Below are 12521 nucleotides of genomic sequence, written 5' to 3' on the forward strand. Positions count from 1 at the left end.
TTGATGCAAAAAAACGCCCAAAATATGGATTATAAAATATCATCATATCAAAATGACAATATTAATAATTTAAAAAAAGTAAACACTTTACAAAATAATGTTTATGAATATATAAGTATTTATTCTGATTTAACCGAAATTCAAAAAACATTGAAAACAATAAGTTCGGAATTTAAAGAACAACAAAGTCTATATAATATTCAAAATGAACATCGAAAGCTTATTAAAACATATGGTTTTTTTCTTAAATTAAGAAAAAAATATAAGTTATATCTAAAAAAACAAATGTTATTTGATAAAAAATCGCAGCCATTTACGACTAAATGAAATGATATTGAGCAAAATGTAGCAGTTTTTTTAGATGTAACTGATGATTTAATTATTTCATTAAACAACACAAAATATAATGGAATCCAGTTTCATCCGTATATTCAAAAGAAAATAGAAGATATAAGAACAACTGTGACTAAAGCTGATAAACAAAAAAGATTTGGTAATTTTGAAGAATTAAGAAGTGTTTTTGATAATTTAAGACAATATGGAAACAAACTTATAGAGTTTTTTTATGCTTCTGAAAAATTAGATTTTGCTTTATATGCACATTTATCATCTCTTATTAATAGCAAAATAAACCAAAAACAAGATGTTGATTTTTATACTAAATTAAGTAAAAGTTGAAAAAAACAAACAGAAGAGTGAAAAAAACAAGATACATTAGTAACAATCGATAAAGTAAAAAAGATTTATAAAGTAATGTTTATTCATGAAATAGAGACAAATAAGAGAAATTGGATTAAGTCATATTTACTTGATAATAAAGAAAAAATTCAAAACCTTTTAGAAAATATTAATCAAAAACTTTTGTCGCTTAATTTAAGTGGTAAAAGTAATAAAGATGATTTTTCAAATTTAAAAACATCTGTTGAAAACCTTTATAAAGATAGCAAGAGTGCAGATGACTTATTAGAGAAAACATCAGAAGTTTTAAAAAAATTTGAACAAATACAGATAAATATTTACAGACAAAAACAAAATCAAAGAGAAGCAAAAATATATGGATATAATAAAGAAATTATACGAATTCAGAATATTTATTACTCTTTAATATCTAACGAAAATTTACCCAAAACAAAAAGTATTGAAATCAAGAAGGAACATATAAGGCAAGAGTTTGAACATTTTAACAAAAATAAATTTAAACTTATTTATACTGATGAAAAGCAAAGATGAAACAACTGAATTAGTTCTATAATAAATTTAATAAAAGTTCTTTCAGAAAATTTGGAATATAAAAAAATGTATGATGCTTTATCGATATATATTATGGAAAATCCAAGATTTGAAAATAAAAAAAATGAATCAAAAAACCAATTATTTAACCTTAAAATTAATATAGAAAAAAATGAGTATAAAATTTCTTATTTTAAACTGAAAAACTACATAAAAACAAGTTAGGAGATATATGTATAATAAAATTTTAATTCGGTACGGAGAGTTAGTTTTAAAGAAAGGTAATCGCAAGTTATTTATCAATCAACTTTCAAATAACATCACACATATAGTTGGTATAAAACCTGAAGTAGAATTTGATCGAATGTATCTACCTTATAGTGAGAAAAATATAAAGAAACTAAATTATGTATTTGGTATTAGTTCGTATTCTCCTGTTTTGGTAGTAGAAAATTCGTTAGAAGCATTTAAAGAAGCATCATTAAAGTTATTAAAACCTGATTCTAAAACCTTTAAAATTGAAGCAAGAAGGAATAATAAGAAATTTGAATATAATTCAGCACAATTAAATAACTTATTAGGTGGATTTATTTTAAGTAAAACAAAAACTAAAGTAGATGTGCATCATCCGAATCAAATAATTTATCTAGAAGTTCGCAATAAATATACATATGTCTTTTCTGAATATATTAAAGGATTAGGAGGATTACCAGTAGGGATATCTGGTAAAGTCTTGCACTTAATTTCTGGTGGATTTGATTCTCCTGTTGCTGCATATTTGATGATGAAGCGAGGAGTTAAAGTTGATTTTCTTACTTTTTTAACTCCACCACAAACTGATAAAAAAACTGTTAATAAAATAATATCACTTGTTAAAGTTTTAAATAAATATCAAATAAGTTCACATTTGATTCAGGCAGATTATTCACATCTGATGAACTATATTTCATTTGTGTCAAAACCTGCATACAAAATCAATCTAATGCGACGCAGTTTTTACCGTATTGCAGATAAGTTAACACAAAAATATGAGTATTTAGGTATTTCTAATGGTGAAAACTTGGGACAGGTAGCTTCACAAACTCTAGAATCAATGTATACAATTGGAAGTGTTACAAATTTACCTGTTTTAAGGCCACTTTTAACCTATGATAAAAATGAAATAATAAATATAGCAAAAGAAATAAACACACATGATATTTCAGTTATTGCAGCTAATGAAACCTGTGAACTTTTCGCTCCAAAAGATCCAGTAACTAAACCGATCTTAGCACAAGCACAGTCTTTAGAAAATGAGTTGAATAGAATTGCAGAACTAGAAGAAGAGCTTATAAAATCAAAAATAGAAATTTTAAAAATAAAGGAGTAATATGGAAAAACAAACCTTTTTTATTGATTTTGAAGCAGTTACAGTTAATTATTTAAATATTCACAAGAGCAAACTTAAAGATAGTGTAAATTACCATAAAGATTTACCTTATTGTTATTCTATCGGAACTTTTAAGGGTGGTAGTTACAAAAACAGATTTGGAATTATCCGTTTTAAAAATATCACATATGAAAAAGCACTAATTCAACTTAGAGAGAAAATAACAAAAGATATACAAACATTGATTGGTGATAAAGAATTTATCCCTGTTGCATCAAATTGTGTATTTTATGGTTGAGGAGCTGGACCAGAAAATTGAATTATGGAGAAACTTTTTAAAATATCTGTTAAAAAGTTTTCAACTATTCAGGTTAAGCTTGATAATGTAGTCCCAGATTCAATATTTTCTACTTCTAAGTATTTTGAAAACATTAAAAACATTGCAAAAACTATAAAACACCCTGTTTTATCTATGATAAAACAAAATACCGAAGATGGTAGAATTGCCTGTTGATATGGTTTAGCAATGTTATTAGATGGAAGAAATATATATCATATAGATGCAAAAGTTAAAAACCAGATGCATAATGATCTCAGAATATATAATCTTGATGACAGCAAGAAATTAGCATTTTTATATAAAAATAAGTTTACAGCACATAAATTAATAGGTAAAATTTTTGATATACGTCGTGAAATTCAGTCATTAAATGCACAAATATTAACCTATGATAAATATATCGAATATCTAAAAAGTTTAACTAATAAAAAAAATCCGCCCTTATTAATAAAACACGATGATATTCATAAAATTAAAGGTTCGCAAGAAATTCCGATTGAAATTTTACCTTCACTTAGGTTATCTAAGAAAATATGAAATGATAGAGTAATGCGCGACTTATTTTTAGAACAAATGATTTTTATTGTTAATAAAAGAAAAGAAGAAATTCAAACAAAGAAACAAGAGTTAAATGAGAAAATTTTATTGCAACGAAATAATTGATATTAAAATCCGTTTATTCCTTGTTTATAGTATAAACGGATTATTTCTTAAATTCAGAAACCATTTTATCAAAGTCATCTGAAATTCTTTTTTTAATTGCATTATAATAATGATATTCATCATATGAAAATCTATCTTGTTGTTCTAAATAAATAAGATATGAACCACCTTGATTTATAGTTTTATAAACTAACTTTATTTTATGTGTTTTGTTATAGTTTCGAATAAAATCTTCTAAAGTAGTTTGCAAAGCACCACTACCTTTACCGGTGATTATTTCAACTTCTGATACTCTTAAATCTTCTAAATCCATTATCATTTCTTGGATTTTAGGTTTTGCATCTTGTGTGTATGCACCATGCAAATCTAATGTATTATTTTTCAATTTTAATCCCTGCATTTTCCATGAGTTTCAAAGCATTATTGTGCATAATATCACCATTATGCTCTGGGGTATCAAATGTTTCAACAGCACTTGAGATAACTGAAATCTTTTTGTCACTACCAATTTTATTGAATCAAGTTTTTAAACTAAGAACAAACTGTAATACACAAATATCGGTGCAGCAACCTACAAATTCAAATTCATCATAAAGATCCCAAAACTTTGGATCAACATCGTAAAATCCGTTTGTAGTAGTTTTATAAACAATATTAGCATTTTTAGAATCTAAATATGGTTGGAGTTCGTCAACAACTTTTGCCTCATCAGAACCTTTTAAACAATGTATAGGGTATTGCTGCATTTCTAAATCATTTTCAGAATGAGCATCACAGACAAACAAAATATTTTCAGAATGTTTCAAAACATTAGCAATATTAGGAATAATCGAATTAATTCTTGGACTAGATAAAGGACCAAATTTTGTAAAACCATTAAGCATATCAATAACTAAAGTTAATTTTTTAGACACTTTTCTCCTTTTGGCAAGTAGGACAATATGATGTTCCTCTACCGTTTTCTTTAAAATCTAATTTTACTTTTATTATATCTGTTTTCTTACATTGTAAGCATTGCTTCTTTTCTCTTCCGTAAACATATAAATCATTTTGAAACTTACCAGTTATCCCATTAACAGAAGAATATGTATGAACACTACTTCCACCTTTTACAATCGAATCATTCATTATCATTTGAGCATTCATCAGCAAAGTTTTAAGTTCTTGTTTACATATTTTATTAGCAGGGGTCATAGGGTATATTTTAGAACGATGTAAGGATTCATCAGCATAGATATTACCGATTCCTAGAACAAGTGATTGATCAAGTAGAACCTTTTTTATACTAATGCTTTTGTGCTTTAGTTTTTCGAATAGTCTATCCACATCTGTATCAGCAGGAAGTAATCCAAGATTTTTAATTTGATATAAACTTCTTTTGTCTGTATTTTCAATTATCTCAAAGGAACCAAACATCCGAGAATCATTATAAACTAAGACTTTATTTTCTAACCGAAAGTATATACAATCATGTTTATAAGCATATAAAAGTGGGTCATTTAATTCTCTAATAAAATATTTACCAGACATTCTCAGATGCGAAATTAGTCGACTTTTATCATCGAAATTTAATACCAAAAATTTACCAAAATTTTCTACATTGATAATTGTTTTATTAACTAAAAAGTTAATAAAATTTTGTGTATCAGTGTTTTTAATCAGTTTGGTAATTTTTACTTCAACCTTAGTTATTTTTTGATTTTTGATGTGTTTGTTTAAAGATTTTTGTACAACTGTGACTTCTGGGTATTCTGGCATATATAAATTATATATACAAAAGATAAAAATATAGGTATTTTTATAGTAAATTTATTAGTCGAAATTGATTGAATATAATAATTGTAAATAATTTCATATAAAAGAGTATAATTTTATTAGGAGTTATTATGAAAGTCAGAAAAATAATAAAACAAGTAATTGCTTTAATTGGTATTACATTTATTCCATTGACAATGTCTGCTATATTTAATAATCAACCAAGAAATATTAAGAAGTATGACACAATTTTTAAGACTTTATGGGATAAATTAGGAATATATGAGAGGACAGACAAAAAGATAAAAATCGGAATAATTGATAGGGGTTTAGTAGATTTTAGAATGATGAAATTTAACGGTAAGACAACCAATAACATTGATGAGCAGCTACCATTAGATAATTATAACATTATCAAATATGCAAATGATCAAAATTTAGTTAATAGCGACAGGGTTATATATGATTCAAGATTAACAGACGAGAAAATATTTAAATTTAAAAACAACAAATCTACATTCCTGAATTATTGAAAAGAAAACGAACATGCAACAAATATAGCATCAATAATTGCTGGTGATGGTGGTTTACTTAAGAATGCAGAAATTTATTCAACAAGCTTTAAAAGAAATTATGCAGCAAGTAATTTAGATATATTGACTGAAAACCTAGAATTCTTTCGAAAAAACGGGGTTAAATACATTAATATGAGTTATTCTGATAATGTTTTAGATTATTTGAATAAAGAAGAATTGGAAGATTTTATAAAAGAAAAGAATACATCAAAAATTAATGATATTATATGACAATTAAAAAAGATTATAAATAAAGATTATTCAGAAGAAGCTGCTTTGCTAGACAAATATGCTTTTGATAATAATATGAAATTTTTTATTTCTGCTGGTAATTTTGGTACTGGAATAATAGAAAAAGTTAAAATATTTAAGGAAACATTATCTGATTATATAAATGAAAATGAGATAGACAGTGAAATAAAAAATTTGTTAATAAAATTTAATGAACTATTGGATATAAATAATGAATTTTGAAAAAAACCCAGTCAAATTCAAAGAAGCAAAAATACATTTATAATAGGAGCATATGATTTTTATACAGATAAGATAAAAGATTATTCGCAAATAAAAATAAAGAACTTTGAAGATTCACCATTAGGTTTAGGACCAACAGAGTTTTCAGATCAATCGCTTTTATTAAATGATAATTGATATAACACAGATACAACCCTTGATGATCCAGATGTAACTAGATGAAGTGGGACAAGTAATTCCACTCCAGTTATTCTAGCAGCTTCTGCTTTACTTGAAACAATAAAAAGACCAGATTCAGAATTTGATGTTCCGGAGTTAAAAGCAATTTTAATGGCAAGTTTTGATTTAAGAAAATATGGAGATCATATATTTGACTTACCAGACAATATTGGTGCAGGTTTTTTTAATTGAGAGAGAATGAAATTTTTTGCAGATAATGTTCATAAGCAGAGCATACGAGATCTTTACTCAAATGATAAAGAAATTAATTATAAAACATTAATTTCTGGAAGTGATAATTTTCTTGCTGTTTATTCTAGTTATTCAGATTTATTTCAACTATGATATCGTGAGTGGGAAAAACTTTCAAAACAAACCATTCAAAAATATGTAAATATATTTGATGTACATATAAAAAGTGAAATATATGCTACTCCTGAATGAATATATAAACAGTATCATGTTTCTACAATGAAATCTAATTATAAATCCTTTTCTGATGATTATGGTTCTGCAACAAATCGAATAATGCTTTCTAAACAATATTATAAAGATTGACCCTATGAAGCAACACTGCAAATAAAACTAAGAAAAAATTTTAGAGACATATTTTTACAAACTAAATATATGTATTATATCTTAACTGATAGAAACGCAATATATGAATCAAGAAGTAAATTAAAGACATAGTATGTTAGACAAAAAAATAAAAATTTTATCTAGTTTATTGGCAATTAGCATCTTACCCACATCTGTTGCATGTAGTAAGTATGAAACTATTCAAGAAGAGAAAGAAACAGAATATGAAAGAAAAAATGATTTATATATAGATTCACTAAAAAAAGAATTGTTAATAAATAATTTTATATTCACAGATGATAATCTTGATTTAGACAAAATTATTGACAAAGAAAATGCATTTTATAAAGTTATTACGAAGGATTCGAATAAAAAATTACCATTTATTAAAATAAAAGATTCATATAATTTCAATTGAACCTATGACAAGATAAAAAATATATTTTCAGATAAGAATAAAATATTTTATAACAATAAGAATAACATGGTAGTGGAAATACTACCTATAAAAAGTACAAATAAATTATTAATTAATCTTTTATTTGTACGAGAATTAGATGAATTAGATGTCAGTTATTCACCTGATTATAAACCTCGCACTAAATCAACCGAACCTTGATATGATTTTTCATATGATAGCAATTTAGATTGATATGTTTTTAATGACAAATTATATTCAGTTATTAATAATAGTGTTGAAAAAATAGATATATCTAATAATAAAATAATAATAGATATAAAACAAAAAGAAAGTAAAATAAGTAAATTGACTGAATCAATAAAATTACACAAGGAAATAACTGAATCAGTTATAAAATTAAAACCTTATAAATCACAATACTTTTTTAGCAAAAATATTCTTGAGACATTTAAAAAACCACATACAATAACAAAAACTCAGCAAAGAAGATTTAAAAAATTTGAGGATTTAATCCAGAATAATTTAAACGATACTTGAATATGAGTTAAGGATATGAAAAAGTATTACGATCCTACAACAGAGGTTATAAAAATAATATCTGGCTCATTAACTAAAACATCTTTAATAAAATTATTATCTAAATCATATTTAGTTGATTTAGGTAATCAAAAACTTACTTTTGATTCTAAAGGTGAACCAAATATAGAATTTATATTTAAATAAATAGAACAAGGATATCCTTGTTCTTTCGTAGTAAAATATATTTAAGGAATGTGATATGAATTCAGTTTATGATGAAATGTTTATATGTTCAACAGATACAGTAGTTGGGCTCGGTGGACCCGTTCGAGATGATATTTTAGAGCAAATATATAGACTTAAGCAAAGAAAAACAGACAAAAAAGTTATAATCTTAATTGGTAACATTGAACAAGTAAGAAAGTTTAAACAGTGAAATAAACAAGCAGATGATATAGCAAAACAAAAGTGACCCGGAGCAACTACTATAATTGTAAATAACCAAGGTTTCAGAATTCCAAATAATAATCAATTAATTAATTTTCTTATTAAAAATGGACCAATGTATGTATCAAGTGCCAATATTTCTGGACACAAACCGATAAATATAAAAGATGCTCAAAAAGTATTTCCAATGATAAAAAATGTTTATGATTTTGGAGTAGGAAGCGGAAAACCCAGCACAATAATTAATTTAGACACAAAACAAATTATTGAGCGTAATTAGTTTTTTTGAGTAAAATATTTATTTTTTACTTATTTAGTTTTATAAAAATTACATAAAGAAATTTAAAAAAAAGAAACCAAAACAACTTTTAAATAGTGAAGATATAAATTTATTGCAGTATAAAAACAAAAGGATGTTGATAAAAAACGAAGCAGTTTCAGTTACCAAAATGAATTCTATTTATACCGAGTTATTGTTGATGCTGAAAGTAAAATAAAAGCAAGTTATACTTGCTTTTTGTATAATCTTTTTACACTGTAGTTGCTAAGTTGTTTTAGCATCTGAGTTTCTTCTTGATAATTTTTATGATACATTTTATAAAAACTCATATAAGTTTTTTGATCGATTAATTTATCTTTTAACATAATTTCAAGATAATAAAGAATTATTTCATCATTAAAGAAGTATTTATCGTTGTTATATAAATTAACAACTTCAGTTATTTCCTTATAAATCATTTCTTTTAGCTCTTTGGGATATTTAAACTTAGCAGAATTGGTTTTAAATTCTTCTTTATCAACTATTTGTAAATCTTTGTTCGGATAACTTTTTAGATCTAAATCATAATCAATAAATTTAATTGTATCTTCTTCATAGATAGGATATGATGCTAAATTAGTATAAAAAGAATTACCCAATCCCTTCTTTAATAAAACAATAGTATTGTATAATGAATTTTTAGGTATAAATCAAATAGCATCATCTTTGTATTTTCATCCTTTACCATTACTTTGTGATTCAGTAACCTTAGTTCCTTTTAACGAAAGCACAATATGTCTTTTATTATGAAAAATCACCTTGGTATTAGATCACTGACGGTATAAAAATCCATCGTGTTTATATGCTTGGACATTGACGATTGAACCCACCTTTAATTCGTTGAAATCTCACTGCATTAGGCTAATCTAATATAAACCTTTCCATCTGCATTTTGTGATAACTTAAACTTTTTAAATGCTGGTTGACTAGTATTTCAGGCACGACCAGATGTAACTCATCTGTTTTTTGGTAAACTAATATCAGAAGTATTAAGTTCATCAGATTGTACTTGTCCATCATTGTTTTTGTCTTCTCATAAAAATACTTGTTGATCAGGTTTTACACTAACAAAATCCTTAGTAATATAACTGTAATATGCTCTGTTTAATTCTGGCATCGATGTATCATTACTGTGTCCAGGATAAATACGATTAGCAATTTGTTCCTTGCGATCATCGGTTATATACCCGTTTTTAACTACTGTTGCACCTGTATCAAGAGTTTTATGTCCAAAGAAAGAAAATGTATCATAATAGTTGAAATAAGCTTTGGTATAGTTTGTAGAGCTAGGATCTTTTAAAACTAAACCTGTGTATTTTTTAGTCGGAAGAAAACCTGAGAATTTGATTTGGTTTGCTTTAGTCTCATCGACATAAACTTGCTTATTATTTCAACCCCATTGGTTTTGATAAAACATCTGATTAATTGATTTTCCGTATCCCATAGTCGCTAAAAATAAATCATAAAACTTTTGAGAACGGTTGATTGTTTTTCTTTCAGGTAAATGGTAGAGTCTTTTTTCATAAACTGGTTGACCTAAAATGTCATAACCTACCGGATAATCTCTTTCAAAAATATATGGTCGTATATCAAATACAGAGTTAGGTGTCATAGTCGCATTTACTACTCTAGTGTCATTTTGTCCATCTAAAGTTCGATATCCATTCAAGAAAGTTCCTTGGCGATAACTGCTATCAAAGTTGTTCATATATACTTTTGATCAATCTTCAGCTATCGCAGAAGGACTGAAGTATTTTGAAATATTTCCGTTTCCATCGTTTTTAAAATAATGAACACCGAATCAGTTAATTGTTGCTTTTTGTTGTGTGTCATTATATGCGGCTTGATTTGGTGCATTGATTGAAAAATATGATTCAAAAGCATATTTAGAGTATTCTCGAGGAACCAACTCGGTTAATGAATAATTATATTTTAATCTTCCATAATCAAGTTTAAAAGCTAAGGATGGTGAGTAGTAAAAATTATCAACACCTCGAAATCTTTGTATTCTTCTTGGTGCATTTTCATCATTTGCTATTTCTCAGATGTCTCGAGGAGAAAGACGTCTAAATAGGAAATTATCTAAATTATCCATAAATGTTCCATCATTAAATCTGTTAAATATCACAGCATCTTCATCAGAAATATATCCGATTTCATCAACATCATAATTTAATAGTTTATAGAAATTATTAGCAAAATAAGAATTTCAATATTGTTTTAGTCCATGTGAGTGACTGTTGTCATTTTCTTCAATATTTAAACCTGGATTATAGTAAATAATAGTAGCAAACTTAGTGTTTTCTCTAATTCTTTGATCTATTAAAGCAGTTGGTGTGCTAGGTAAGGTTGCCTCAGAATATGAATCTGATCAATGGTGCATATATTCATGGAAAATAGTTGGCATTAGACCACCAATTATTTCATATTCATTAAATCCCTTTTCAGCATAATTACTACCGTTAATAAAAATATTTTTAATATTTGGAATGTATAATCCGTTTGCCTGTGCATTGATTACATTAAAATCATCAATATTTATAGCCTGCAAATCATATACTTCTGGGCCAAAAGGAACTTTACGTTTAAATTCTTGTGCTAAAGCAATCAATCCGTGCTTTCCGAGAAGGTATCTAAAATCTTTTGTACCTTCGATTGGATATGCATAATCTCTAAATAAAACATTAGTAAAAGGATCTTGGTATTCTAAATATTTTCTTCCTGTATTATCTGTTTTTTCTTTAATATCTTCAATATTAGAAACCGAAGGTTTATTATAAGCATTTAATGCAGCATCCTTTTGTTCTTGACTAAGTCCGTTTGCTCAATAAACTTCATTAGGTTGAATTTTAAGGATGTTACCAAAAAGAAAATCTTTTTTTTGTAAAGGTGTTGGATTTTGCATCCCACCACTTGTTTCGTTATCAGTTTTTGATTTAGGTTGCTCCGGTTTTTGCTTTTGTTCTTGTTTTGGAACAGGGTCCGGATTTTCAGGCTGTGTTTGTTGGTTATCAGAAGGACTTTGTTTATTTTCACCGCCTGATTTTATAGGGGGTTGTTTTTCGCCATCATCAGGTTTTGTATCGATAGGTTTTTGGGGTTCTACTGGTTCTGTTGGTGTTGAAACATTTTGCTTTGGTGGTTTAATAGTTCCAATAGGTTCAACAGGTTGATTGGGATGAGAAGGATTTTCAATTGGAGATGGAGCAGGAAGCGGAGATGGATTAACAGGTAAGGGTTTGGGATTACCCTTAATAGGAATAACACCAGTTTCTTGCTTATCTTGTTTTTCTGAATTTAATAAATCACAACCAGATGCTGCAATGGTTGTAATTGGTAAAACAAAAACTGTTCCTTTTAAAATACTTAAATAAAATTTTTTCTTTTTCATTTTAACCTCTTAATTAGGATATTTTATAACAATTTAACATTTAAGTAAATGATTATATTACTATATTATGATATAAATTAAATACTTAATTATTTTGTGTTTGGTGAATTAAACAAACATTTTTTCTAACAATTTTTTCTTAAGATTCTTGAGCATAGTTAACTTACGCTGATGAAGTGAAAGGTAAGAGTCTAGGGAAGTGAAAAGATGGGAGATTTTT

Annotated in this window: 11 protein-coding genes; 6 read left to right on the forward strand and 5 right to left on the reverse strand. The window is 26.4% G+C overall.

Annotation, left to right across the window (positions count from 1 at the left end; genetic code table 4):
* The first annotated feature begins 24 nt into the window (after positions 1 to 24).
* From ACXYRN_RS01710 to ACXYRN_RS01720, 3 genes are read left to right on the forward strand one after another with little or no spacing between them, the layout of a single operon-like run.
* A complete protein-coding gene (locus ACXYRN_RS01710) occupies positions 25 to 1455 on the forward strand; it encodes a hypothetical protein (protein WP_458607436.1) in 1431 nt (476 codons plus the stop codon).
* A 7-nt stretch (positions 1456 to 1462) separates the two neighbouring features.
* Positions 1463 to 2599: a tRNA uracil 4-sulfurtransferase ThiI gene (thiI, locus tag ACXYRN_RS01715; RefSeq protein ID WP_458607437.1), complete on the forward strand. Its 1137-nt coding sequence runs from the start codon at positions 1463 to 1465 to the stop codon at positions 2597 to 2599.
* Position 2600: 1 nt separating this feature from the next.
* Positions 2601 to 3608 carry a hypothetical protein gene (locus ACXYRN_RS01720; protein WP_458607438.1) on the forward strand — a complete coding sequence of 336 codons (1008 nt, stop codon included), beginning with the start codon at positions 2601 to 2603 and terminating at the stop codon, positions 3606 to 3608.
* 34 nt (positions 3609 to 3642) lie between these two features.
* On the opposite strand, the gene ACXYRN_RS01725 is transcribed toward ACXYRN_RS01720, so the two are convergent.
* The 3 genes from ACXYRN_RS01725 to mutM are packed head-to-tail and all read right to left on the reverse strand — an operon-like array spanning position 3643 to position 5360.
* On the reverse strand, positions 3643 to 3987 hold the full coding sequence (locus ACXYRN_RS01725) for a Smr/MutS family protein (RefSeq protein ID WP_458597839.1): 345 nt from the start codon (positions 3985 to 3987) through the stop codon (positions 3643 to 3645).
* Positions 3977 to 4516, reverse strand: coding sequence for a cysteine hydrolase family protein (locus ACXYRN_RS01730; protein WP_458607439.1), 540 nt, complete (start codon positions 4514 to 4516; stop codon positions 3977 to 3979). Before ACXYRN_RS01730 ends, ACXYRN_RS01725 begins: the two co-directional genes overlap by 11 nt.
* Entirely contained in the window at positions 4509 to 5360 is an 852-nt protein-coding gene (mutM, locus tag ACXYRN_RS01735; protein WP_458607440.1) for a bifunctional DNA-formamidopyrimidine glycosylase/DNA-(apurinic or apyrimidinic site) lyase, read from the reverse strand. Before mutM ends, ACXYRN_RS01730 begins: the two co-directional genes overlap by 8 nt.
* A gap of 128 nt (positions 5361 to 5488) precedes the next feature.
* On the opposite strand from mutM, the gene ACXYRN_RS01740 reads away from it, so the two are divergent.
* From ACXYRN_RS01740 to ACXYRN_RS01750, 3 genes are read left to right on the forward strand one after another with little or no spacing between them, the layout of a single operon-like run.
* A complete protein-coding gene (locus ACXYRN_RS01740) occupies positions 5489 to 7315 on the forward strand; it encodes a S8 family serine peptidase (protein ID WP_458607441.1) in 1827 nt (608 codons plus the stop codon).
* Between the two features lies 1 nt (position 7316).
* On the forward strand, positions 7317 to 8348 hold the full coding sequence (locus tag ACXYRN_RS01745; protein WP_458607442.1) for a hypothetical protein: 1032 nt from the start codon (positions 7317 to 7319) through the stop codon (positions 8346 to 8348).
* A gap of 55 nt (positions 8349 to 8403) precedes the next feature.
* On the forward strand, positions 8404 to 8871 hold the full coding sequence (locus ACXYRN_RS01750) for an L-threonylcarbamoyladenylate synthase (protein ID WP_458597832.1): 468 nt from the start codon (positions 8404 to 8406) through the stop codon (positions 8869 to 8871).
* A 224-nt stretch (positions 8872 to 9095) separates the two neighbouring features.
* Here ACXYRN_RS01750 and ACXYRN_RS01755 read toward each other — a convergent pair whose 3' ends face one another.
* On the reverse strand, positions 9096 to 9767 hold the full coding sequence (locus tag ACXYRN_RS01755) for a DUF402 domain-containing protein (protein ID WP_458597830.1): 672 nt from the start codon (positions 9765 to 9767) through the stop codon (positions 9096 to 9098).
* Positions 9767 to 12301, reverse strand: a complete 2535-nt coding sequence (locus ACXYRN_RS01760) for an MYPU_1760 family metalloprotease (RefSeq protein ID WP_458607443.1) — start codon at positions 12299 to 12301, stop codon at positions 9767 to 9769. The genes ACXYRN_RS01755 and ACXYRN_RS01760 overlap by 1 nt, the downstream gene beginning before the upstream one ends.
* Positions 12302 to 12521 lie beyond the last annotated feature (220 nt).

The sequence above is a fragment of the Mycoplasma sp. 4423 genome, assembly GCF_054353855.1.